The sequence below is a fragment of the Cohaesibacter celericrescens genome (assembly GCF_002866925.1).
Taxonomy (GTDB): domain Bacteria; phylum Pseudomonadota; class Alphaproteobacteria; order Rhizobiales; family Cohaesibacteraceae; genus Cohaesibacter; species Cohaesibacter celericrescens.
In genome coordinates, this window is sequence record NZ_PKUQ01000022.1 from 26,639 (window position 1) to 51,372 (window position 24,734).

At 48.1% G+C, this 24,734-nt stretch carries 16 protein-coding genes and 1 tRNA gene; 10 read left to right on the forward strand and 7 right to left on the reverse strand.

Features of this window, described 5'->3' with window-relative positions:
* Nucleotides 1-105: 105 nt before the first annotated feature.
* Nucleotides 106-924 carry an SDR family oxidoreductase gene (locus tag C0081_RS11375; RefSeq protein WP_101533959.1) on the forward strand — a complete coding sequence of 273 codons (819 nt, stop codon included), beginning with the start codon at nucleotides 106-108 and terminating at the stop codon, nucleotides 922-924.
* Between the two features lie 434 nt (nucleotides 925-1,358).
* Here the strand turns inward: C0081_RS11375 and C0081_RS11380 are convergent, their stop codons facing one another.
* Nucleotides 1,359-1,868, reverse strand: a complete 510-nt coding sequence (locus tag C0081_RS11380) for an Lrp/AsnC family transcriptional regulator (protein WP_245417931.1) — start codon at nucleotides 1,866-1,868, stop codon at nucleotides 1,359-1,361.
* A 111-nt stretch (nucleotides 1,869-1,979) separates the two neighbouring features.
* Between C0081_RS11380 and C0081_RS11385 the strand changes: the two genes are divergently transcribed.
* From C0081_RS11385 to C0081_RS11400, 4 genes are all read left to right on the forward strand, one after another.
* Complete coding sequence (locus C0081_RS11385; protein ID WP_101533960.1) at nucleotides 1,980-2,996, forward strand: 1-aminocyclopropane-1-carboxylate deaminase; 1,017 nt, start codon at nucleotides 1,980-1,982, stop codon at nucleotides 2,994-2,996.
* Nucleotides 2,997-3,059: 63 nt separating this feature from the next.
* Entirely contained in the window at nucleotides 3,060-5,387 is a 2,328-nt protein-coding gene (locus C0081_RS11390) for a 1-deoxy-D-xylulose-5-phosphate synthase N-terminal domain-containing protein (protein ID WP_101533961.1), read from the forward strand.
* A 278-nt stretch (nucleotides 5,388-5,665) separates the two neighbouring features.
* Entirely contained in the window at nucleotides 5,666-6,226 is a 561-nt protein-coding gene (locus tag C0081_RS11395; protein ID WP_101533962.1) for a YeeE/YedE thiosulfate transporter family protein, read from the forward strand.
* A gap of 4 nt (nucleotides 6,227-6,230) precedes the next feature.
* The gene (locus C0081_RS11400) at nucleotides 6,231-6,791 is read left to right on the forward strand and encodes a DUF6691 family protein (RefSeq protein ID WP_180966857.1); all 561 of its coding nucleotides are present in this window, start codon (nucleotides 6,231-6,233) and stop codon (nucleotides 6,789-6,791) included.
* Between the two features lie 237 nt (nucleotides 6,792-7,028).
* Here the strand turns inward: C0081_RS11400 and C0081_RS11405 are convergent, their stop codons facing one another.
* Together C0081_RS11405 and C0081_RS11410 are read right to left on the reverse strand one after the other, a co-directional pair.
* Nucleotides 7,029-8,186: an iron-containing alcohol dehydrogenase gene (locus C0081_RS11405; protein WP_101533964.1), complete on the reverse strand. Its 1,158-nt coding sequence runs from the start codon at nucleotides 8,184-8,186 to the stop codon at nucleotides 7,029-7,031.
* Nucleotides 8,187-9,632: 1,446 nt separating this feature from the next.
* Complete coding sequence (locus C0081_RS11410) at nucleotides 9,633-10,997, reverse strand: hypothetical protein (RefSeq protein WP_146006448.1); 1,365 nt, start codon at nucleotides 10,995-10,997, stop codon at nucleotides 9,633-9,635.
* A 372-nt stretch (nucleotides 10,998-11,369) separates the two neighbouring features.
* Here C0081_RS11410 and C0081_RS11415 point away from each other — a divergent pair, with 372 nt between their 5' ends.
* Genes C0081_RS11415 through C0081_RS11425 form a run of 3 tightly spaced genes read left to right on the forward strand, consistent with a single transcriptional unit; the run spans nucleotide 11,370 to nucleotide 18,140 of the window.
* On the forward strand, nucleotides 11,370-13,763 hold the full coding sequence (locus C0081_RS11415; RefSeq protein ID WP_101533966.1) for a type I restriction-modification system subunit M: 2,394 nt from the start codon (nucleotides 11,370-11,372) through the stop codon (nucleotides 13,761-13,763).
* A complete protein-coding gene (locus C0081_RS11420) occupies nucleotides 13,760-15,067 on the forward strand; it encodes a restriction endonuclease subunit S (protein ID WP_101533967.1) in 1,308 nt (435 codons plus the stop codon). Before C0081_RS11415 ends, C0081_RS11420 begins: the two co-directional genes overlap by 4 nt.
* A 10-nt stretch (nucleotides 15,068-15,077) precedes the next feature.
* A complete protein-coding gene (locus C0081_RS11425) occupies nucleotides 15,078-18,140 on the forward strand; it encodes a type I restriction endonuclease subunit R (RefSeq protein WP_101533968.1) in 3,063 nt (1,020 codons plus the stop codon).
* Nucleotides 18,141-19,176: 1,036 nt separating this feature from the next.
* Here C0081_RS11425 and C0081_RS11435 read toward each other — a convergent pair.
* On the reverse strand, nucleotides 19,177-19,725 hold the full coding sequence (locus tag C0081_RS11435; protein ID WP_101533970.1) for a recombinase family protein: 549 nt from the start codon (nucleotides 19,723-19,725) through the stop codon (nucleotides 19,177-19,179).
* Nucleotides 19,726-20,271: 546 nt separating this feature from the next.
* Between C0081_RS11435 and C0081_RS11445 the strand changes: the two genes are divergently transcribed.
* On the forward strand, nucleotides 20,272-20,628 hold the full coding sequence (locus C0081_RS11445; RefSeq protein WP_101533972.1) for a hypothetical protein: 357 nt from the start codon (nucleotides 20,272-20,274) through the stop codon (nucleotides 20,626-20,628).
* On the opposite strand, the gene C0081_RS11450 is transcribed toward C0081_RS11445, so the two are convergent.
* The 3 genes from C0081_RS11450 to C0081_RS11460 form a co-directional block, all read right to left on the reverse strand.
* Nucleotides 20,625-22,472 (reverse strand): DUF6538 domain-containing protein, encoded by a 1,848-nt coding sequence (locus tag C0081_RS11450; protein WP_101533973.1) that lies wholly within the window; start codon nucleotides 22,470-22,472, stop codon nucleotides 20,625-20,627. The genes C0081_RS11445 and C0081_RS11450 overlap by 4 nt on opposite strands.
* A 93-nt stretch (nucleotides 22,473-22,565) precedes the next feature.
* Nucleotides 22,566-22,655: transfer RNA gene (locus C0081_RS11455), tRNA-Ser, on the reverse strand.
* Between the two features lie 176 nt (nucleotides 22,656-22,831).
* Nucleotides 22,832-23,452, reverse strand: coding sequence for a TetR family transcriptional regulator (locus C0081_RS11460; RefSeq protein ID WP_180966858.1), 621 nt, complete (start codon nucleotides 23,450-23,452; stop codon nucleotides 22,832-22,834).
* A gap of 178 nt (nucleotides 23,453-23,630) precedes the next feature.
* On the opposite strand from C0081_RS11460, the gene C0081_RS11465 reads away from it, so the two are divergent.
* Nucleotides 23,631-24,725 (forward strand): efflux RND transporter periplasmic adaptor subunit, encoded by a 1,095-nt coding sequence (locus tag C0081_RS11465; RefSeq protein ID WP_180966859.1) that lies wholly within the window; start codon nucleotides 23,631-23,633, stop codon nucleotides 24,723-24,725.
* Nucleotides 24,726-24,734: the final 9 nt, after the last annotated feature.

Genomic DNA, 24,734 nt, shown 5'->3' on the forward strand with positions numbered 1-24,734 from the left:
CGTCAGCTCGGCATGACCAAACGATTGCAATTTAGAAACGAATGTCCTGACCACGAGACTAGGTTTCTGGTATGGGCCACGCATTAATTGAAAGGATCAAGTCATATGAATAATCTGTTTACTGTGGAAGGACGCGTAGCAGTTGTTACAGGTGGACTGGGACAGTTAGGCACGCAATTTTCCAAGTCTCTCGCCGAGGCCGGTGCAAAAGTTGCTATCTTTTCTCGCCGCCCCTTCAGCGCTGCACAAGTGGCTGAGAAATTCCCTGGCTTGGAAAACAACATCAGAGTTTATGAGGCCAGCGTTACCGATAAAGACGCGTTGGAAGCAGCAACGGCTCAGTTAACCGCCGACTGGGGTGTGCCAGACATTTTGGTCAACAACGCCGGTATTGACTCCAAGCCGGATGGAGACGCTGACCAAAACGCGCCTTTTGAGGAATATCCAAAGAAATATTGGGATGAGATTATCGAAACCAACCTGACCGGCGTCATGCTGACAACTCAGGTGGTCGGTAGCAAAATGGCCGAACAGAAACGCGGCTCGATCATCAATGTCGGGTCTATGTATGGCAGTGTGTCGCCCAATCAGGCGCTTTATGCCTACCGCCTTGAGCGCGATGGCGTGCCTTTTGTTAAAGCAATTTCCTATGCTGCGTCCAAATCCGGTTTGGTCAACATGACCCGGTATTTGGCAACCTACTGGGCCAAACAAGGCGTGCGCGTCAATCTAGTTTCTTTTGGTGGTGTGAAAACCGGATCCTATGACAAAGAATTTATTGATGCTTTTCTTGAACGCGTACCGATGGGGCGTCAGGCCGAAGTCGACGAGTATAACGGGATTATCCAGTTCCTCGCTTCTGATGCATCATCTTACATGACCGGTGCCAATCTTGCCATGGATGGTGGTTTCACCTGCTGGTAAGACGCAGACACATCACCGAGACTAACAACACTCCCAAGACGAAAAGACTATTGGCAGATGCTCTGCCAATAGTCTTTTTAATTGATGGGGGCGTAGAATCTACATCATGCGGCGAGGCAATTCACTTGCCAATCACTTGAGGTAGCCTATTTGGAGCATGCACAAAAAAAGAGGCCCACCCAAACGGAAGGACCTCATTGACAACAAACTTAAATGGCAGGCTCCCCACATACTGCGCCCTAGATTGCTGCCTTAAAACACTCAAGTAATTAAATACCCAACATTAGGAATGATGCCCCAGATTTAAGAAAATCACAATAGATACACCTGTAGCAAAGACCAATTCAGGGAGCCAACCTTTCAATCATTGGTGCAAATTCACGGGCTCCTTTTCCTCCCCTCGGAATGCCTCCGCATTTCAAAAACAGGTCCTGTTAAAAATCTAACGGGGCATTTTCGACAACTTCTTTCAAAACAAAAAAGCTTCTAAGCTGCCGGACATTGGGTAAAGTCAATAGCTGTTGTCTGTGCAACCGATTGAAATCTGCCGTATCTCGAACACGTACCTTAAGCAGGTAATCAAAGTCGCCAGCTACACAGTAGCATTCCAATACAAATGGAAATTTGCAAATGGCCTGTTCGAATGCTTCAAAGCTTTCAGGGGTAGAGCTTTCCAATATAGCGCCGACCGTCACCAATGCACTGCACCCCACGGCTTGCGGGTTCACTTGAGCGCGGACATGCGTGATAATGCCCTCGTCGAAAAGCCGCTGCGTGCGCCTATGGCAGGTGGCGGGACTAACATTTATTTTCTCAGCAAGCTCGGCATTTGACATGCGCCCGTCGCATTGCATGAGTTTCAAAAGTTTTCGGTCAATCTTATCAATTTCAAAATTCATGAAAGAATCTTCCATAATTACACGACATATCTTGCCAATTACCATCTAGACCCTCTCCCATAAAGATAAAATCGGAAAATATTAAAGAAATCAGAAAGCACCTTCCATCAGTGACGTTGTATCCTTTGGTCGGCACACATTTGAGAAGGAAACTCCATGAACCTCAAAAAATTTGAACGTTATCCACTTACCTTTGGCCCGACGGCGATAGAGAAACTGCCTCGACTGAGTAAGGCAATTGACGCCGGCGTAGAATTTTACGCCAAGCGCGACGACTGCAACTCAGGCCTTGCTATGGGTGGCAACAAACTCCGCAAACTCGAATATATTGTCCCCGATGCCATCGCTTCTGGCGCAGACACACTCGTATCGATTGGCGGCGTCCAATCAAACCACACGCGTATGGTTGCTGCGACAGCGGCAAAAATCGGTATGGAATGTGTGGTCATTCAGGAAAGCTGGGTGCCGCATGATGACGCTGTCTACGATCGCGTTGGCAACATTCTCATGACCCGCCTTATGGGTGCCGATTGCCGCTTGGTGGATGAGGGATTTGATATTGGTATTCGCGAAAGCTGGGAAACGGCGCTTCAATCCGTAAGAGACAAAGGCGGCGTCCCTTACGCTATACCCGCTGGCGCATCCGTTCACAAATATGGAGGCCTTGGTTATGTTGGTTTTGCGGAAGAAGTCCGCGCCCAAGAAGCTGAATTGGGTTTCAAGTTTGACTATATCGTGGTCTGTTGTGTCACGGGCTCCACACAAGCAGGTATGATTGTTGGTTTTGCGGCAGATGATCGGGCCGATAAAGTGATTGGCATCGATGGCTCTGGCACGCCTGTTCAATTGCGTCAACAGATGCGAGATATTGTTGACAATACCGCTGAACTGGTCGAGCTTGGACGAGCAGTTCGTGACGATGAAATTGTCATTAATCCCGATTATGCGTATCCGGCTTATGGCGTTCCTAGTCATGAAACCAATGAAGCAATACGTTTGGCTGCACGCACCGAAGCAATGATTACGGATCCTGTTTATGAGGGCAAATCCATGCAAGGCATGATTGATTTGGCGAAGAAGGGCTTTTTCCCAGAAGGCTCCAAAGTGCTTTATGCCCATTTGGGCGGGGCTCCGGCACTTAACGGCTACAGCTACACTTATCGCAACGGCTAGAGGTTTAACATCGTGGATCATCTGAAAATCATTGAACAAAGACTATTGTGGCTTTCCCACTGGATGATCCACAATGCCAACCACATCCGCCCCAAAGAGGACGGCATCAAAGTTGGAGGTCATCAAGCGTCATCTGCCTCGATGGTCTCCATCATGACGGCACTCTATTTTTCTGCCCTCAGACCCCAAGACCGGGTGGCCGTGAAACCCCACGCATCTCCAATTTTCCATGCCATGCAGTATCTTATGGGCAATCAAACCCGTGAAAAGATGGAAAATTTTCGTGGTTACGGCGGTGTTCAATCCTATCCGTCCCGCACCAAGGATATTGATGATGTAGACTTCTCAACCGGTTCGGTTGGTCTTGGTGTTGCAATAACATCTTTTGCGTCTCTCATACAGGATTACATTCTAGCCAAATCTTGGGGACGAGACATCCCATCTGGCCGTATGGTGGCCCTAGTAGGGGATGCCGAGTTAGACGAAGGCAATATATATGAGTGTTTACAAGAAGGCTGGAAACATGACCTTCGGAACACTTGGTGGATTATCGACTACAATCGGCAGTCTCTGGATGGTATCGTTCGCGAAGGGCTGTTTCAGCGCCTGGAAAGCATTTTTGCTGCTTTTGGCTGGGATGTTGTCCGCGTCAAATACGGACAATTGCAACGCTCCGCTTTTGAAGAAGACGGCGGCGATAAGCTCAAAGACTGGATCGACAACTGCCCAAACCAGCTCTACTCTGCCCTCACATTTATGGGGGGAGCCGTCTGGCGCAAACGTCTATTAGATGATCTAGGGGATCAGGGCGATGTTTCAAAGCTGATAGAAAAGCGCAGTGATGATGAACTCTCGGCTCTGATGGAAAACCTTGGCGGCAACTGCGTGTCCACCATGGCCGACGTGTTTGCATCAATCGATCATAACAGGCCGGTATGTTTCCTTGCCTACACGATCAAAGGTTGGGGCACCCCCATTGCGGGGCACAAAGACAACCATGGCGGCCTGATGAACAAATCCCAAATGGCGGCTTGGCAAGACCATATGGGTGTCGCGCAAGGTCAAGAATGGGATAAATTTGCTACGGTAGAAGACACCCCTTCCCTTCAGGCATTTCTAGATCAAACCCCATTTTTTGCCAAAGGTGCGCGGCGATACTCGGATAAAAAAATTCCCGTCAATGCCATTGAGCTTTCTTCCACGCGAGAGATGTCCACTCAAAATGGTTTTGGCAAGATCCTTGATGATATTTCAAAAACAGATAGCGCGCTTGCTGATCGCATTGTTACCACTTCTCCTGATGTTACGGGCACAACCAGCCTTGGACCTTGGGTCAACCGCCGCAAACTATTTGCACGCACAGAACAATCAGACACCTTCATCGATGAGAAAATTCCTTCGACTGCTAAATGGGAGTTCAAACCGGAGGGCCAGCATATCGAACTAGGCATTGCGGAGATGAACTTATTTCTTTTGCTTGGTGCTGCAGGGCTTTCCCATTCCTTGTTCGGGAAACGTTTATTACCCATAGGGACCGTCTACGATCCGTTTGTGGCGCGCGGTCTCGATGCGTTGAATTATGCCTGCTATCAGGATTCGCGCTTTATGATTGTCGGTACTCCCTCCGGTATTACATTGGCACCCGAGGGGGGCGCGCATCAATCCATTGGCTCCCCACTCATTGGTTTGTCTCAAGACGGATTGGCAGCATTTGAGCCAGCATTCGTTGATGAACTTGCGGTCATTGTTCATTGGGCTTTTGAATATATGCAGAAGGATGGGGAGGGCGATCCCAACGAGCGCACTTGGCTGCGAGATGAAACGGGTGGTTCAGTCTATTTAAGACTGTCTACCAATCCTATTGAACAGCCAATTGCCCGTAACGATCAAAAATTCAAACAAGATGTGGTGGATGGGGCTTATTGGATGCGCCAACCAGGCCCCAACTGCGAGCTGGTGATTGCCTATCAGGGCGTTATCGCGAACGAAGCAATTGGTGCTGCAGGTGAACTGGCAGAGATGCATCGCGATATCGGCGTTATGGCGGTGACGTCGGCAGATCGACTGAATGCCGGCTGGACCGCTGCACAACGAGATCGCGCTAGAGGGAATCGAAAGGCAACCTGCCATATTGAACGGTTACTCAGCCAACTGCCAAACCATTGTGTTCTATTGACCGTGATTGATGGCCACCCCGCTACATTGTCATGGTTGGGCGCCGTTAGCGGGCATAAAACCATCCCTCTGGGTGTTGAGCACTTTGGTCAAACCGGATCGATTCAAAGTCTTTATCATCATTTTGGCATCGACAAAGCATCAATAGCCCAGCAAGCCCAAGGAGCTCTTCCTACCATCCAAGAAATCGCGACTTCCGTGAAAGCTGTGACTTGATGACCATATTTTATTTAATGATAGGAGTGGAGATGCGTGCCTCATAGTGCCACTGGCGACTGGAAAAACGTAACGTAACATCATCAATGAGATACACAGACTAAGAAGCAAACTATCCTGAAAAATTTTCATCATCAGGCCCAAGGGCTGTGAGGAATGGTAAATAAGAATTGTTTTATTTCTTATTTTCGTATATTTGTATTTTCTAATATTGTCACTCACCCTTCCGGTGTTTTCAGAACAGGTTGGATGGATGAGGAAAATAATGGAGAAGACAAATGATCCTCAATTGGAAATTGGGTGGACTGCTGCTCGGTGGCGTGTTTTTTCTCGCCGTGTTGTTGGTCAAGCCTATTGGTGTATCGACCCAGTTCGTCATCCTTGATGGTATGCTTTGGGACGCTGTAAGTTCTGACATTGTAACCGTTGATGAAACAGCCAAAAGCGGTTTTTCAAGTCCTAATGCATATCTCAACAAGAGCGGTGGCAAATATGCCGAGAGCGTTGCAAACCCGCTTAATTACAGTTTCGTCTTTGTGCTTGCCATGCTCGGTGGTGCAGCAATTTCAGGATACTTGCGTGGTGGCGTGACCAAAGAAGAAAGCCAAATGCCCGAAGTTTGGCGTGAGAAATTCGGCTCCAGTACAACAAAGCGCTATTTCTGGTCCTTCGTTGGCGGTTTCATCGTTTTGTATGGAGCCCGCATGGCAGGTGGCTGCACGTCTGGGCATATGATGAGCGGTATGATGCAGACTGCTGTATCAGGCTACATTTTTACTCTCGGCGCCTTCGCTGCAGCTTTCCCGCTGGCTTTGGCACTCTATAAAAAGAAGGGCTAAAATCATGACTATCATTTTGGCAATTTTGATTGGTGGCCTGTTTGGCTTTGCTCTTGACCGTGTTGGTGCAACCAATCCCGGCTACATCATTCGAATGCTCAATTTAACAAACCTGCATTTACTTAAGACCATTATGCTAGCCATCGGCGCTGCTTCGTTGCTGATGTTCCTTGGTATCCTCACCGGCCTAGTCGATGTCGGGCATCTCTCGGTGAAAGCCGCCTACGGTGGAGTATTTGTCGGCGGGCTTCTTTTAGGTACTGGCTTTGCTCTTGCTGGCTACTGCCCGGGAACCAGCCTTACCGCAGCCGCCACGGGACGCAAGGATGCGCTGTTTTTCATTCTCGGTGGCCTTATTGGTGCAGCCGCTTACATGGTGACCTATTCCGGCGTCAAAGCGACAGGCTTGTTAAACGATATTGCCGGCGGGAAAAGCACGCTTGGTAGCATCGAGGGAAGCGGCTACCCTGCCCTATTTGACGACCTATCAGGTGAGATGATCGGCATTGTAATTGGTATTCTTTTCATTGCCATCGCAGCGGTCGCTCCATCCAAGTTGCGTTAATCTCATTTACTAGGAACAACAATGCCTGTTGGCCATGAGCCAATCATCAAAAAGTGACCTGATTGTTTCGGGCCACTTTTTTATTGAGCACCTCTCCCTGAGACCCTTGAACAATCAACGACGACGACCAACATTACCTATCAGCCCATAGGCCAGACGAGTTCAATGACCCGCCACTGGAGCGGTTTGCGTGCTCCAATGGCGGATTGTCTGCTTTTCCCATGGCTTTGAAGCCGATTATAGAGCGGCTTCTAGAATGCGACGGGCATCATTGGGTGTGATCGCGCGATGTTCACCAAGGGCGGTCATGCCGTGCTCTTCCAAAGCGGTGACGATGTGATTAATGCCCGCAGCATCGACATTGTAATCACGAAGACGGGTCTTAATGCCCAAATCTTCAAAGAACCCACGTGTCGCTGCGATCGTTTTATCAATCCGCTCGTCATCGGTTCCCTCGTCAATGTTCCAAACGTTTTTCCCATATTGAAGCAATTTTTCACGCTTAGGACCACGCTGATCGTTTAGCAATGATGGCAAGACAACGGCAAGCGTACGCGCATGGTCTGTATCATTCAGCGCTGTAATTTCGTGCCCAATCATATGGCTGGCCCAGTCTTGTGGAACACCAGCCCCTATGAGCCCATTGAGAGCGAGCGTTGCAGTCCACATTAGATTGGCACGAATGTCGTAATCTTCCGGTTTCTCAAGTGCCTCAGGCCCCAGTTCGATCAACGTACGCAGGAGGGTTTCAGCAAAACCATCCTGAACACGAGCACCGGTCGGATAAGTCAGATATTGCTCGATCACATGTACAAAGGCATCGGCCACACCATTCGCAATTTGGCGTTTAGGGAGTGTATATGTAACTTCTGGATCAAGCACGGAAAATACAGGATATGTATACGGGCTCATAAATGGAAGTTTAGCACCCTTTTCAGCATGGGTGATCACAGATCCGGAATTCATTTCAGATGCAGTCGCAGGTAAAGTCAGCACGGATCCAAAAGGCATTGCTTGTGTAACAACTGAACCATGAGACTTTAAAATATCCCATGCATCACCGTCAAATTTGGCGGCCGCGGCGACAAACTTGGTTGCATCGATGACCGATCCTCCGCCAACGGCCAGCAAGAAAGTTATGCCCTTTTCAGCCACGAGATCAACAGCCTTGAGTGCTGTGGCAAAACGCGGATTGGGCTCAATTCCACCAAACTCCACTACCGTACGCCCAGCAAGTGCGTCACGCACTTGCCCCAGCACACCGGTTCGTTCAGCGCTGCCGCCGCCGTAAAGGATCATCACCTTTGCGTCAGCAGGAATCTGATCACCCAGATCAGCGATGCGCCCCTTGCCGAAAAGGATTTTTGTTGGATTCTGAAAAGTAAAGCGGTTCATGACATGAGATCCTTATATAAAGTAGACCAGTCGTCTATTAACCAGTCAAAGCTTAAACATCGGTTCTGAGGGGTATCACCCTCATAGGGCTTCAAAGTAGACTTCAATGAAGCATCGTTATTCGAAGGGTGATTATCCCTACCCCTTCCAAAGGCAATAGATGACAGAAGCTAGCACTGCCTGCCTGATATCGTCTAAGGGAATTCCGCGCCTTTTCTCTTCTCCGCCACTGAAGGCCGGGAACAAGCGGTTGGTGTCTCAAACGATGAGCGTCACAGCACGATTCCAAGCCGCGGCTAACTCTCCTCCAAGACATATTCAAACAAAGAGAAAGCGAGTATATTTTCAGAAGAGATAGCAGTGTAGAAAGACCATTTGGGACGACAACAACACTGATCTACGCATTTAGATCGGCATTAACAACCCCATTGAGTCATCTGTCGCCTCCAGTGTCCGGTATTTGATATTTTGATATTTTGATATTGTTCGTTCATTCATAGATAGTCAAATAAGGACGATCAGACCAGTTGTCTAGGGACATTGAAATTTTTCTTTTGATTAGAAATCGACACTTATCGGCTTTAGCCAAAGCTGCTGCAACGCATCCCAATAATTTTGTAAGCGATGGAAGCATATGCAGCGACTCAGCTAAAAACTAATGACCGTTCACTTGCAAGAATAGGATTAGACAACTGCCTCACCTGTACAGGCTTTGGGCTCATGGAGTTGCTGAAAAGTGTAATTTTGCTTTAGAGGGCTACTTGGGAACGTGACCGAGATGATCTTGTCCCTATCTCAAAACCAAGCCCTATATCCCTGTCGTAGGGTTGTTCATCAATACCGAGCTTTGCAACGAATCGGGAAATAAATTTTCCCGTTTCGGAAAACTTCCTATTTTCAACGATATACGAGGATTGATGGCGGAGAGGAAGGGACAATCGCCACATCCCGATAAAACCAATAATTTCAATACACTAGCATTGTCTGTGTATCACTTTGTATCACACATATGTATCTCAGTGTCAAGATTCCCAATGTCTAGGCCTTGCAGTATCCGGTATCGAACTGGCAGCGGATGCTGAACTCCAGACTCACTCATTGGCACCAATCATGCTCGGATATTGAATCTCAGAGTGGCCTGAGGAGCGCCCCTGAGAGTCGCTAAACGCCATTTCTACACTGTCTAGATAGAAGATCCAAAGGGTAACAGAAGGCACTGAGAGAGCTTCTGAAGGCTTCTGGTGACTATATTCAGCCTTGATCTAATGCTTTGATGTCACTCACACTACACTGTCGAGATTAAAAAGGGACTAGTAATGAGAGGAAGGATAGAGAGGAAGGATAGATAGGGGTTCTAGCTCTAGATATGATACGTTATTATGTAATGAATACCATTGATCATTACTACTCCTCCATACCTTTACCGAGGTACATCTGTAAATAAAATCAGTGGGAGTAAAAGCGTTCCATCCGTTTAATATAGCCATTGGATTTATGTTGGTTGACGGCATTCTCAAGGGAAAGCTTATAATCTAGATAAGCAGTTGGATCAGCCTTGGAATCGAGAAGTTGATGGAAGCCAATGCCAATCCGCTTCAAATGGACATTCTTGACACCGGTCACTTCTTCAAAACCCTTTTGCATGGCATCTCTCAACCTGGCATCATCCCCGAAGCAAACAATATAGCTGTCATGAATGGAAAGGATCGGTCTGCCTGCTTCAACAAAATCATTGATGATTGAGGCAGTAATTTGAGAATCCTTGTACATAAGATCAATCCCACACCCAGCTCCAAGATATTCTGCAATTGGCTGATGTTTGTTTCTCAATGCCTCGAGCAATTCGCCTAATTGCACATTAGAAAAGTGTTGTGCGTCATCGTCTCCCTGCTGAGCATACGAAGAACGAAATGCTGAGAATGCCTTACTGTCGTTATCGGCATTGATTGCCATGAGCATTAATGCTTTAGCGTAGGAGCGGACTAAGCTTGAGCTTTGAATGAAGGATATATTCTCGACTGCATAGGGATCATCATTCGGACCGTCAGATGACCAGTAATCGATCCCTTTCCATGCATACAACATAACAATATGAAGGCCGGAATAGTCATCTTCGATGGTAGGCTGATCGTTCAGATGAATTTTCGAACGCCACTCCTTGGGACAATTTTGCCACCAGCCGCCATAGAATCTCCCACCCTTATCCCAACGCGAACGGTTGAAGATCCTACGGACGAAAGTGTCCGATTGGCTGATGGAAAGTATAGCGTTGTTGCCAAGTGTGATCTGAGGCTTATCCAGCTCAGGAATGTCGATAAAAGTACGGGCCAACAGCCAATTGTATGCCCGCAAGTTGTCTCTCATACGCTGAGTATCAGGTGTATCCTCATATTCGATGTCTTTCTCTTTTTCACTTCGAAGGACAACCGGCTCACTAAATGAGGAATAAGCAACCTTTACAAATGCCTCCGAGAGCTGTTTTAGGTCATTAGACAATATCTCTGTGGGCCAAATACGGGTCGTTCTACCAATCTTGGTGCTGTGATCATAAAAACCAGTCGCCAGTTCTAGCATTCCTGCTTTTTTAAGCGTGTGTACCACTTCGATCATGCCCTTGGTAACACCGGAGGGATTATAACGGCTGCGCTTGCTGTAGGAACTTGGAGACATTGGCACTGCGAGACATAACTCGGGATCGTCGCTCCAACAGGCATAAAGATTCGAAAGCAGGACATTGAGATTCCTTGTTATCGGATCTTTTCTTTTTCCTGGGAAATGCTGCATCCGAAGCTCGGATATTAATTCTGACATGACCCAATGGTCAGACCAGAGAGTGATATCCAATTTACGAGAGTAGCCAGGGTCTTTATCTAAAAAGTATGTCGTCATAGCGAAGGAAAAGGCGTTGATATCAGTTTGCGGACATCTGAATTAATAAGCCAAAAATCGATAAATTGCTAGTATCGTAGGGTACTTAAGCCAACTATGCTTTGGAATTATCTGCGGCTTCAGCAATGAGATGTGAATGGCGAAAGCCTCACGGCAACCGTCCGGTTTTCAATAGACCAACTTTGCAACGCAAAATAGCAGATAGCCAATTCATATCGCCTTGCGGATTGCCTTCGGTGGCGATACCTTCTCTGCAACTCCACTTATTGTATTTGTCTACTGAATCGAAGAAAAATGAATCAAGTCTCCCATAACAATCTGGTTTCCTTCATCTGGCGCATTGCCGACGACTGCTTGCGCGATGTCTATGTGCGCGGCAAATATCGCGACGTCATCCTGCCCATGGTCGTATTGCGCCGTCTTGACTCACTGCTGGAGCCAACCAAGGATGCGGTACTTGAGGAGGTGAAATATCAGAAGGAAGACATGGGAGAGACCGAGCTGGACGATGAGCCGCTGAAGGCTGCATCCGGCTATGTCTTCTTCAATACCAGTAAATGGACGATGAAGAAAATCCACGGTACCGCAACAAACAATCAGCAGATCCTTCTGGCTAACATCGAGGATTATCTCTGCGGCTTTAGTGACAATGTGAAAGAAATCATAGCCCGCTTCAAACTGCTCGACCAAATGCGGCACATGGCGGAAAAGCAGGTTCTGCTTGATGTCATCGAGAAATTTGTCTCGCCAAACATCAACTTGACCCCGCACAACATCGAAGACCCTGATGGCAACATCCTGCCAGGCCTTTCCAACCTCGGCATGGGTTATGTCTTTGAAGAGTTGATCCGAAAGTTCAACGAAGAAAACAACGAGGAAGCGGGGGAGCATTTCACGCCGCGTGAGGTGATCCACCTCATGACCCATCTTGTCTTCGACCCGGTCAAGGACAAGCTACCAGGCGTCATCTCAATTTACGATCCCGCTTGCGGCTCGGGCGGCATGTTGACCGAAGCACAAAATTACATCACCGACCCCGACGGCCAGATTTGTGCAGACGGGGACGTCTATCTCTTTGGCAAGGAGATCAACGACGAAACCTATGCTATTTGCAAGTCGGACATGATGATCAAGGGCAACAACCCTGAGAATATTCGTGTCGGTTCGACCCTTTCCACAGACGAGTTTTCCCACACCCGTTTTGACTTCATGCTGTCTAACCCACCCTATGGCAAAAGCTGGAACAGTGAGGTCAAATATATCAAAGACGGCAAGGAGGTGATTGACTCGCGCTTCCGTGTGACGCTTAAGGATTATTGGGGCAAAGAAGAAGAACTCGACGCCACGCCGCGCACATCAGACGGCCAGTTGCTGTTCCTTATGGAAATGGTCAACAAGATGAAATCGACCGGCACCAGCCCCCTTGGCTCGCGCATTGCCTCGGTTCACAATGGCTCAAGCCTCTTTACCGGCGATGCGGGCAGCGGAGAGAGTAACATCCGCCGCCATATCATCGAGAATGACATGCTGGACACCATTATCCAGTTGCCCAATAACCTGTTCTATAACACCGGCATTACCACCTATATCTGGCTCTTGACCAATGCCAAACCGGAAGGACGACGCGGCAAGGTTCAGTTGATTGACGCCAATCTGCTTTATAAGAAGCTGCGCAAGAATCTTGGCGACAAGAATTGTGAATTCACTGATGAACATATCGAGGAAATCACCAAGGCCTGCTTTGCCTTTAATCCGATTGAACGCGAAATTGATGCGAACAATGATCCGGTCGGCATGGCAGCGCAACTCTTCGACAATAAAGATTTTGGTTATCACAAGGTGTCTATCGAGCGGCCAGATCGACGAAGCGCAGGCTTTTCTATTGAGCATCTTGCTCCCCTGCGGTTTGATAAGAGCCTGCGCGAGCCTATGGAATGGATCTGGGCTGAACATGGCGACAAGGTCTATGAGACCGGCTTCCTTAAAGAGATGACCAAGACGATCATCGCTTGGTGCGAGGAACAGGGCATCAACCTCAACGCCAAGCAGCGGGGCAAATTGCTCGATACCAAATATTGGCTCAAGCTGCGGGATTTGCTAGAAACCGCCACCTTATTAATGGGTGATATCGGCAAGAACGAAACTGCCGACTTCAACATATTCCGCGAAGCTGTGAACAAGGCGATCAAGACTCGCAAACTCAAACTTTCTGCGACTGAGAAGAATGCCATACTCAATGCAGTCAGTTGGTATGACGAGAAGGCCAAGAAGGTCATTGCCAAGAAACACAAATTCTCACGCAGTGATATCGACGCGCTGACCGAACGCCTCGGTTGTGAAGCGAGCGATCTTTCAGATTTCGGCTATTACCGACAGGGCGATGGCAGCTATCTGACCTATGAATCCTCAAGCGATCTACGTGATGCAGAGTCGGTGCCACTCAAAGACAGCATCCACCACTATTTCCTGGCCGAGGTAAAGCCACATGTCGAGGAAGCCTGGATCAATCTCGACAGCGTCAAAATCGGTTATGAGATCAGCTTCAACAAATATTTCTACCGCCACAAGCCCCTGCGCAGTCTTGATGAGGTGACCGAGGATATTCTGGCTCTGGAAGAAAAAGCCGACGGTCTGATCGCCGACATTCTCGGCGTGGAAGTGGCAACGAAGTTGGAGCCGGTGGAATGACTATATCGGCCGGCTCCAAACACGATAGCTATAAAGACAGCGGCTTCGACTGGGTCGGCGATGTTCCGTCCCACTGGGATGTCGAAAGACTCGGCTCGACGCTGTCGGCGGTCTCCGAAAAGAACCATCCGAATTTGCCGCTTCTGTCGATAACCCGCGAGCAAGGCGTTATCGAACGCGACATTGAGGATCAGGACAGCAATCACAACTACATCCCCGACGACCTCAGTGGCTATAAGTTGCTGCGCAAAGGCCAGTTTGGCATGAACAAGATGAAAGCCTGGCAGGGTTCTTACGGTGTCTCGGCACATACGGGGATCGTCAGTCCTGCCTACTTCATCTTCGATTTCACCCGCGAGGTTTATCCGCGATTCTTCAATATCGCGATCCGCAGCATGCTTTATGTGTCCTACTTCGGGTCTGCGTCGGACGGCGTTCGCATCGGTCAATGGGACCTAAACCAATCGCGCATGAAGCAAATCCCCATTCTTTTGCCCCCACTCTCCGAACAACGCGCCATTGCGTCCTTCCTCGACACAAAATGCGGCAAGATTGATGAGGCGGTGCGGATCAAGGAGGAGCAGATCGCGCTTTTAAAGGAGCGCAGGCAGATCCTGATCCAGCAGGCCGTGACAAGAGGCCTCAACCCCGACGCCCCCATGAAAGACAGTGGCATCGACTGGATCGGCGAGATCCCGGTGCATTGGGAAGTTAAGCGACTAAAGCACTTGGGGAAAGCAATCATTGGGCTAACATATGACCCCAAAGATCTTTGCGATGATGGGGAAGGCACTCTCGTGTTGCGCTCTTCAAATCTTAAGGATGGAAAGTTCTCATATGGCGAAGAACTTAATCAATACATAAATATGCGCATACCGAGTCGTTTAATCATTCAAGGCGGAGATATTCTTATCTGTTCTAGAAACGGGAGCCGAGATTTGATTGGCAAATGCGCATTTGCCTCAGCGAAGGATGAAGGCTCAAGTTTCGGTGCATTCACAACTGTATTTAGATCTGAAATAAATAGGTATATTTTTCAAATATTAAATAGCGAAATATTTAAAATTCTCGCCGGATCATTTCTAACCGCAACTATAAACCAGCTAACAACTTCAAATCTCAACTCAATTTACGTTCCAATTCCGCCAGAAGCTGAGCGCGTCGAAATCACAACTTATCTTGAGACCGAACGCAGCAAAATCGACACCGCCATCTCACTAAAGGTATCCCAGATCGCAGCACTGAAAGAATATAAAACAAGCCTGATCAACGCTGCGGTGACGGGCAAGATCAAGGTCAGTTAAGGGGGGCATTATGGTCAGCAATACAAAGGAAATCGCACTGGAACAGGCCATCGAGCGGCACCTGACTGGTGTCACCACCGAAGAGCTTGCCAATGGCGGAACGCCGACCGGCCCTTGGCGAATTGGGCGTTCGGCGGATTTCGACGCCACTCTCGCGCTTGATAAGGCCTTGTTCTGGGAGTTTATTGACAGCAGTCAAGGCCAAGCTCTCGACAAGCTCAAAACCCGCAACCCCGCCGATTGGCAAGCCAAGATACTTGGCCAGTTTGACAAACTGATCAAACGCAAGGGTCTTTTGCATCTGCTGAAAAAGGGCCTCCGGGTTGATGATGCCCATTTCAACCTGATGTACCCTGCCCCGCTAGCAAGCTCGGCTAAGGCTGTGCATGACAATTTCGCCGCCAATATCTGGAGCGTCACCCGGCAGGTGCATCACAATTTAGCCAATCCGCATGAATCCGTCGATATGGTCTTGTTCCTCAACGGCCTGCCGCTGGTTACCCTTGAGCTGAAAAACCACTGGACGCACCAGACTGCCCGCTACCACGGCCAGAAGCAATATAAAGAGCGCGATGCTTCGCAGACCTTGATGCAATTTGGCCGAACATTGGTGCATATGACCGCTGACACTGACGAAGTTTGGATGACCACCAAGCTCGCTGGAGACAAGACCTTCTTTTTGCCCTTCAACAAAGGCCATAACGAAGGTGCAGGCAATCCGCCAAATCCGGACGGCCACAAGACTGCCTATCTCTGGGAAGAGGTGTTCCAGCCTGATAGCCTAGCTGGCATCATCCAGCATTTCGTTCTGCTGGAGGGCAAAACCACCGATCCCCTTAAAAAGAAAACCCTCATCTTTCCACGTTTTCAGCAGCTCGATGTTGTTCGAAAGCTGCTTGCCGATGCTGCTACCCATGGGCTGGGGCAAAGCTATCTCATTCAACATTCGGCAGGGTCTGGTAAATCCAACAGCATCACCTGGACCGCGTATCAGTTGATCGAGGCCTATCCCGAAAGCTTGGACCTGCCCGGAGCGAGAGCGCTGGACACGCCTCTGTTTGACAGTGTGATTGTGGTGACAGATCGCCGCCTGCTTGACAAACAACTGCGAGACAACATCAAGGATTTCTCCGAAGTCAAGAACATCGTCGCCCCCGCGATGCGCTCAGCAGATCTCAAAGCGGCATTGGAGAATGGCAAGAAGATCATCATCACCACAATCCAGAAGTTTCCTTTCATCATAGATGGCATTGCGGACCTCAGCGACAAGCGTTTTGCAGTGATCATAGATGAGGCTCACAGCGGCCAGAGCGGCATTGCCCATGACAAGATGAACGAAGCCATGGGTGGCAGCTCCGATCAAGATGACGAGGACAATCAGGACAAGATCCTCGCAGCCATGCAGGGGCGCAAGATGCGCGGCAATGCCTCCTATTTTGCCTTCACCGCAACACCCAAGAACTCGACCTTGGAGAAATTTGGCACCAAGCAACCTGATGGTAGCTTCAAACCCTTCCATCTCTACAGCATGAAGCAAGCCATACAGGAAGGCTTCATCCTGGACGTGCTGGCCAACTATACGACCTACAAGGGCTATTACGAGATCCAGAAGTCCATTAAGGACAATCCGCTTTTTGACACAGCAAAAGCGCAAAAGATCCTCAAGGCCTATGTCGAGCGGAGCCAGCAAACGATCAATACGAAAGCTGAGATCATGGTCGAGCATTTCATCGACAATGTGGTCAATGGCAAAAAGCTGCATGGCAAAGGCAAGGGGATGATCGTCACCCAGAATATCGAAATGGCGATCCGATATCACAAGGCCGTCAATGCGGAGCTTGAGCGTCGCGGTAATCCGTTCAAGGCTCTTGTTGCCTTCTCGGGCGAGAAAGAGGTCGATGGTTCTCCATATTCCGAAGCCGATATCAATGGCTTCTCGGAAGACAAGACCCGCTTCTATTTCGACGGTCATGATCAGCATGGGCAACCCATGAAGCAAGACGGTAAAAGCGTAGAAAACACATTTCGCTTGCTCGTGGTCGCAAACAAATACCTCACCGGCTTCGATCAGCCCAAGCTCTGCGCCATGTATGTCGACAAGAAGCTTCAGTCGGTCTTGGCTGTTCAGGCACTTTCTCGCCTCAATCGCTCCGCCCCGAAACTTGGCAAACGCACCGAAGATCTGTTCATTCTCGACTTCTTCAACTCGACCGATGACATCAAGGTGGCGTTCGATCCCTTCTATACCATCACAAGCCTGTCCGGCCCCACGGACGTCAATGTCTTGCATGAACTCAAAGACTCGCTCGATGATGCCAGCGTCTATGAATGGGCGGAGGTCGAGGATTTCTGCAAGCGATATTTCGATGGCGAGGACGCCCAGACCCTTAGTCCTTTGATCGATGTCGCAGCAGCGCGTTTTGACCATGAGCTGCAACTTGATGACAAGGACAAGATTGACTTCAAAATCAAGGCCAAACAGTTCGTGAAGATCTATAGCCAGATGGCTTCCATTATGCCGTTTGAGGTGATCGAATGGGAGAAGCTGTTCTGGTTCCTCAAATTCCTTGTTCCGAAGCTGAAGATTGCCGATCCCAATCAGGACGCCCTGGATGAGTTGCTAGAGGCTGTCGACCTGTCTTCTTATGGGTTGGAGCGCACAAAGTTGAACAAAGCTATCGACCTTGATCCTGAAGAATCCGAACTTGAACCGCAAAACCCCAATCCACGAGGTCATCGTGGTGAAGAAGAGCAGAAAGATCCCCTGGAGGACATCATCCGTAGCTTTAATGAGCGGTGGTTCGATGGGTGGGAAGCGACGCCGGAAGAGCAGCGCATCAAGTTTCTCAATATTCTGAAAAGTGTCAGAGCGCATCCCGATCTGGACAAAAAATACTTAGGTAGTCCTGATCCCTATGCGCAGAAGCTCGCTTTTGAGAAAATCATGAAAGACGTCATGCTTCGGCGCAGGAAGGACGAGCTTGAGCTATACAAGCTCTGGGCGCAAGATCCCGCTTTCAAGGCGGCATTCTATGACAATATCAAAGAAGGCTTGAGGCGAGACTCTCCATAGTCTTAGATTTGGGCCTTGGCAACAGATACTTATCTGATGTGTACCTAGGTGAAGGAATAGAGGAGTACTCATGGTCAATGGTACTCATACCCTAATACTGTATTATATCTTTAGTTAGAACCACCACCTCCCCCCTTCTCTCATTACTAGTCCCTTTTGATCAAGGCAGCTTCTAATTCTTTAAATTCAACAGGTTATCGCTATATGTACAGGACGCCTAGAACGACTACAGGGACTCATAGAAAGCAATTCTCCTGCCCTGGTCATTCTCCTTCAGCCATCATACGAATACCCTGTACTGGCCTTTAAATCCCGCCTAGAGCCACTCAAATGGTTTGACATCCATGTCTCAAAACACCTTCGACAAGATCAATTACCAGCAGTGTAATGCAAGAGACTGCTGGAAGGTTGGCCGGGGACGCTTCTGTCCTCACCATAGATCTCTCTATCGTTTTTATGGTGCACCCATCAAAGGACCACAAAAGCCCCTCCTGAAGCTCCATGAGCGATATCTGAAGAAGACCCTTGGTCCAATCTGCAATACAGATCCCACACTCAGCCAAGTTCTCGGTGAGATCAGTTGTATAGCTTTTGATCCCCGTCCGATCCACTTCCAGGATCACAGAGGGAATACCCGTTGGGCTGTCTATCAGTCGGTGTCTGAGCAGGTCTTCAGGATTAAGCAGGGGTATCCTAAAGACAGCCAGGAAGAACTGGCAGAGCGTCTCTGGTGGGCATTCCTAACGGTAATGTATGTTGAGCAGTCGGAGGTCTTTGTCCATCAAGACAGACACCACTTCTGGACTTCCGTCCTACGTCTGCTTCTCAAAGACAGCCACCGTCAGAAGCCCTCTGCACGGTATGTCGACCATTTGCACCAACAGTTAAACAAACGCCTATCCAACATTGCTACCCATTGGTTAGCCCAGGTCGATTAATGCTAGCTCAGTCTAAGCGGGGACAGAAGATGCACTCAGTGCGCTGACTAAGCCCTACAAAGACAGACAGAGAGAACCATAAATACAATCCCCACCTGCTAAAGGGCTAATGCTCGATAAACTGAGGCCTTAGACAGATCTTTTTCCTTCATGATCTGTGGAACAGTCATTCCTGCTTCTCTCTTCTGCTTGATGTCAATGACAACATCCTCAGTAAGCAGCGCCTTACGACCAAACTTAGTCCCCTTGCTTTTCGCTTTGGCTATGCCATCTAATTGTCTCTCACGCCTAATACTGTTCTCAAACTCAGCAAAGACTCCAAGCATCCCCAGGAATGCCTTTCCTGTGGCTTCCTTGGTATCTATGGGCTGATCGATAACCTTTAGCGTTACCCCCTTGTCTTCAAGCCCTCTGACTATCCTGAGCAGATCCTCTGCGCTACGGGCGAGCCTATCAATACGGGAAATAACGAACTGATCTCCCTCTCTCACATAGTCCAACGCTTGCTTGAGGGCAGGCCTTGAACTGTCGATACCGGATCGCTTTTCTTGAAAGGTCTTGTCTACATTGTTTGCCCCTAGTTTCTCTAGCTGGACATCCAAGGATTGTCCTAGGGATGATACCCTAGCATACCCGACGATAGCCATTCTCATAACTCCTCAGAGGTTTGGACAATTCATTTATGAGACATAAAAAGAGACGCGTCAAGAGTCCGTCTCATAAACTATACTTTTTGAGAACTCATGGATCAGGAAATATGTGGTGATCGATCCTGCCCCCGATCTTCTTGTTGGGGCGAGCAGAGACCCATACGGGGGGAAACTGTGAAGGCAACATACAACGATACCTTCTCAGATTTTTTTCCAAAAAACAAAACGATGACATATGGAAAGTGGGAAAACGATCTTATCGAATAGTCATCTTTTGTGACAATTGGGGTTTTCATTTGAATAGAACCGACAAGCCCCCTCATCTTATTTTTCACGTCACCTTTCACATACATTCCATCCTTACGGATATCAGGTATTACATCGCGCTTAACCCAATCTTGGAGTGCTTCGACTTTACTTCTCAGAACAGGTAAATCAAAATGGGAATTTTTTCAGTTGAAAATGATGAAGGAAAACCCAAGCAACTTGCATACACCTTTTTAATGATAGATAATAATTATCACTTTATAAGGAAGAGGAAAGATGAACTATTCAATGAAATTTCTCCTTGCAAGCATTGGATTTTTTCTATCATTATCAATCACTTTTACGTTTTCAAATGCGAAGAGTATTTACGAAGCAACACAAGGTATTAAGATCTGGGAAGGAATCGTGGAAATCAACTATGAGAAGCGTAAAGACAGGTTTTCTTTGGTCGCAGAGGACTTTTTTGAAGGCTGTCAATTAAGCGTTATTGAAATCGCCAAAGGATTTGACAAAGTAACCACCCATCTTTCTACAAAGTATCGTTTTCGACGCTTGAAGGTTTCAGGTTCCTGTGTGTTAAAGGAGATCAAAAACGGCAAATTTGTTACCTTAAGATCTCGCAAAGTGTATTAGCTTAAATTCGGTAACACCAAACCCTCAAATCCGATCTTCTCAATCTGCTCCTTCAGAAACTTAGCGCTCAATTCGGATCCGTAGTTATCCTCGGTGTCGCCGGAAGACCATCCACCTAATGCACGGATGACATCCCGACTTAGCCCGGCATAGGTCATCGCGTCCCTGTAAGTGTGCCTAAAGCTATGAAACACTTTTTCGTGCTTCTTCCAGACGCCAACTTTTCCTAGAAACTTGTTTTCACCATTGAACCATTTTGAGAAATTATCCGACAAGTATCCCTCGGCTGAAGCAGTTAATTCAGAGAACAGCCTAACGTCCTTGGTCTTCTGTCTCTCTAGTACAAAATCAACAAATCCGAGCTTGATCAATTCAGAATGAATAGGGACATAACGCTCACCCGCCGCTGTCTTGATCCGCTTTTTATCAGCCTCATCCATGCCCCCTCCATCTGTGGTTTCACTGATGACAATGCACCAAACTCCATCGATTTCCTTGACGTCGGAACAATGCAGCTGACAGCATTCTCCTAACCGCATCCCAGTCCAAAGGGCAATCAAAGGAACCCAATAGCGCCCCCTCTTAATAATGTTAGGACCGGGAACTGCATATCCCGCCTGATCATTCCGACAGCCAGTGTAAAGCGGTGCAGAAAAGATCCTGTTTAAATCATCGATAGTGAATGCTTTGCGGCGATCTTTGGCTTTCTTGCCTTCGGATACCTTCAGACCCTTGGCCAAATTCTGAACCACATAACCTTCCTGCTCAGCAAACTTAAACAGAGCAGACATAAGTTCCAACCTGACATTCACAGTGGCTGGATCGAGGGTATTCAGTCCCCGCTCTTTAGCCAACTCCACCACTTCCGTGGCAGATTTTCCGGGAAACCTTTGAGCCGCATTTGTGGGTGTTTTTAATAGGATATCGCGTACTCGCCTAAAGTCTTCTCTGGTAATTTCGTCGACATATTTTTCGTTGCCAATCACATCATCCATAATCCTAAACAAGACTTCATAGCTTTTGTTAGTACGCTCGCTTGCTCTTCTGCCGGGATTGCTTTTGTATGCATCGACAAGTTCCCTCAAGGTCATTCCTGAGCGAGTTTTGCCATAAGCGTCGGGTTCACCAGTCTGATGCAAAAAGTCCCGCTCTGGAGTGGATATAGGGGGCATAGAGGAGATGAACTCGTCCAGTTCACCAGCATTCCGTCTTTGCATGATCTCGCAGTATTGGACGGTCGCTTTTAGCAACTCTCTTGCAAGAGCCTTCCACCCGTCCGATCCTCTGGGCAGCTCTAGGTGATGGACTTCAGATAGTTCATCAACCTCGTTTGATACTGCTCCTAAATCCTGCTTAGCTAGCGCTTCCTTATAATAAGGGCGGATACACTCGACATCTTCTCTTAATCGAGAGACATCCCTGTCAGATAATCCAAATTCAGCAACAATTTCTTGCTCAGAATAGCCGACTTTATGAGGAATTTGAGCTTGCTTCAGTTGATCCTTAACCTGATCAAAGACCGAAACAGATTCTAGATCTCCGTCCTGCCGGACTTCCATATCTTCGATAAGCAGATCTCGCAAATAGCTCTGGGCTATTTCGTTAGCTTCCGTTGTAGAGAGAGTTTTTCTCAACTTGACATGATTTGCAGCGAACTCTGCATCGAGTTTAACCTGCTCAGCATGAAGGCGCTTAATCGCCTCTCTTTTATTCTTGGTACGGAGGGATCTTCGAATATGACTTTTCCCCGAATAAGCATCCTCAAGACCTTTTGGGATTCGCTTACACAGGTAATAGGTGCCACTTCTACAATAGAGATCGGGGTATCCAGACACAACTTTCATGCTCTCTCTGTATCACACAATTGTATCACAGCCAATTGCGATAGAGCATTGAAGTAAAAGGATTTACCGGATTTCTGCCGAAAATTGAATGAATGGCGGAGAGGAAGGGATTCGAACCCTCGAGACAGTTACCCGCCTACGCCCTTAGCAGGGGCGCGCCTTCAGCCACTCGGCCACCTCTCCGAGGTCGTGTGTAAAGATCATGCGGAGTTGAATCAACGTCTATTTTGTCATGACAATGACATTTCCACATATGCATTGACGAAAGTGCGATGAAGGCCAGTTATCAATGGCTCTGAAATAGAAATTATATCAATCCGTTACCATTTGTAATGAAGCGCACGCCTAGACCAATCTTATTATTCACGCAGGATGCCATCCAAATGACTTTTAAAAATTTCCTGGCCATCCCATTTCAAATTGAAGTCTCCAAATGGCAATAATGCTCTGTTGATCATGCCCAGTAGCAAACAGCTGCACCCCGATGCCGCCTGTTCAGCACTAATTCCGGGTTTGAGTTGGCCTGCGGCATGGATTCTAATAAAGGCCTCTGACATTGATCCGTGAAACCTTATGTGCTGTTCGCCGAGAAACTCGATTAAGTCATTGTTTTTTTCCGACACTTCCATGTTGTGCAAGATGATGAACATCGCCCGCGCCACACTTTGGTTATCTGAAATAACATCAATCATTTCTCTTACATGGTTGCGATATGCACCAGCCGGATTTTCAAGCGGCAATTTGGCGATTGCCTCGCGGATTGGATTGAAACTGGCATAGGCGTGGTTCTCCCAGATGGCCCGAATCACGTCTGACTTTTTTTCGAAATGCCAATAGAAAGCCCCCCTTGTCATGCCTGCTTTTTTTGCGATCTCATTTAGTGTTGTCCTTGAATAGCCCTGGATTCTGAACAACTCTGCCGCTGCCTCCAATAACGCATGGTAGGTTTTTTCCGTTTCTTCTTTGGTCTTGCGCGCCACGCTCACCTCCCCGCACTCGCATTTAAAACGACAACACTTTCTTCACATTAATCACATTGCGTTTAAACAGCCTAAAAAATAACTAGACAAACATACATACATGAATGTATTTAAAAGGCAATATGTAAACTATACTTACCAGCGAGTGCTCTCGCAGCAACCTCTTCGGATCCCTTCTATGATAAAAAAACTTATGCTGATTGGCTTTTCAGCTCTTTTACTCGCCGGTTGCAACAGCGATATTTTTTCTGCTGTTGCTGAGGAAGCAGTAGTTGAAGACCCCTCTGCCCGGCCAGCAAAAATAGCGACCGCTCGGAAAATTGCTTTCAACGACAATAAAATTTTCCCAGGCGTTACAGAAGCCTCTCGCAACTCGGTTCTCGCTTTTCGCGTTGCCGGACAAATCACCGAATTGAAGGTGCATGCGGGGCAAACTCTCAAAGAAGGCGATGTAATCGCGGAGCTGGATGAGACACCTTATCTCAACGTCGTCGCCGCAAAACAGGCCACATACGATCTTGCCAACACACAATTGGTGCGGACGCAGGCCCTGTTCGATAAAAAGCATGTAGCAAAAGCGGCATTGGATACAGCAAAGTCGACATTTTCAGCGGCTGAAGTCGCTTTGAAAATGGCCAAGGAGGATCTTGGTTATACGAAACTTTACGCGCCATATGACGGTGTCGTCGCCCAAACCAACGTTGAACGCTATCAGAATGTGGCCGCGGGCACGCAGATTGTACAATATCAAGGCCTTGAGAATATCGATGTCGTTTTCAATGTGCCCGAGAAGATCTTCTTGATGTTCAACCCTCAGAAATTTCTGAGTATGCCAAGCTTTGGAGTTCGGTTTGATGCGCTTCCAGGCAAACGTTTCACCGCCTTATACAAAGAGCATGATGAGTTGCCAGACACAGTCACCCGCTCCTTCAAGATAACGGCAACGATGCCCCGGCCAGAACAATATACAATCCTACCCGGGATGAGCATCAGCGTGGTCCTCGACTTGTCCGCCATCGCCGAATACAGCGCGACAAAAGGTGTGTTGGTGCCTCTTGAATCTGTCTTTGACGAAGGAGGAAAACGATGGGTCTGGAAAGTTGATTCCGAAAATCTGGCACGGAAAACAGAAGTCGGCATCTATGGAATCGAAGACGATGGCGTACGCATTCAGTCCGGATTGGACGATGGGGACAAGGTTATTGCTGTTGGCGTCGCTCACGTGACTGAGGGCATGAAAGTCCGGCCATACAAAAAAGAACGTGGCCTTTAAGGACGACTG

Bases quoted from the DNA above. Each gene is read 5' to 3' on its own strand.
- C0081_RS11375 (WP_101533959.1), top strand. From the start codon at position 106: ATGAATAATCTGTTTACTGTGGAAGGACGCGTAGCAGTTGTTACAGGT.
- C0081_RS11380 (WP_245417931.1), bottom strand. From the start codon at position 1,868: ATGGTAATTGGCAAGATATGTCGTGTAATTATGGAAGATTCTTTCATG.
- C0081_RS11385 (WP_101533960.1), top strand. From the start codon at position 1,980: ATGAACCTCAAAAAATTTGAACGTTATCCACTTACCTTTGGCCCGACG.
- C0081_RS11390 (WP_101533961.1), top strand. From the start codon at position 3,060: ATGATCCACAATGCCAACCACATCCGCCCCAAAGAGGACGGCATCAAA.
- C0081_RS11395 (WP_101533962.1), top strand. From the start codon at position 5,666: ATGATCCTCAATTGGAAATTGGGTGGACTGCTGCTCGGTGGCGTGTTT.
- C0081_RS11400 (WP_180966857.1), top strand. From the start codon at position 6,231: ATGACTATCATTTTGGCAATTTTGATTGGTGGCCTGTTTGGCTTTGCT.
- C0081_RS11405 (WP_101533964.1), bottom strand. From the start codon at position 8,186: ATGAACCGCTTTACTTTTCAGAATCCAACAAAAATCCTTTTCGGCAAG.
- C0081_RS11410 (WP_146006448.1), bottom strand. From the start codon at position 10,997: ATGTCAGAATTAATATCCGAGCTTCGGATGCAGCATTTCCCAGGAAAA.
- C0081_RS11415 (WP_101533966.1), top strand. From the start codon at position 11,370: ATGAATCAAGTCTCCCATAACAATCTGGTTTCCTTCATCTGGCGCATT.
- C0081_RS11420 (WP_101533967.1), top strand. From the start codon at position 13,760: ATGACTATATCGGCCGGCTCCAAACACGATAGCTATAAAGACAGCGGC.
- C0081_RS11425 (WP_101533968.1), top strand. From the start codon at position 15,078: ATGGTCAGCAATACAAAGGAAATCGCACTGGAACAGGCCATCGAGCGG.
- C0081_RS11435 (WP_101533970.1), bottom strand. From the start codon at position 19,725: ATGGCTATCGTCGGGTATGCTAGGGTATCATCCCTAGGACAATCCTTG.
- C0081_RS11445 (WP_101533972.1), top strand. From the start codon at position 20,272: ATGAACTATTCAATGAAATTTCTCCTTGCAAGCATTGGATTTTTTCTA.
- C0081_RS11450 (WP_101533973.1), bottom strand. From the start codon at position 22,472: ATGAAAGTTGTGTCTGGATACCCCGATCTCTATTGTAGAAGTGGCACC.
- C0081_RS11465 (WP_180966859.1), top strand. From the start codon at position 23,631: ATGATAAAAAAACTTATGCTGATTGGCTTTTCAGCTCTTTTACTCGCC.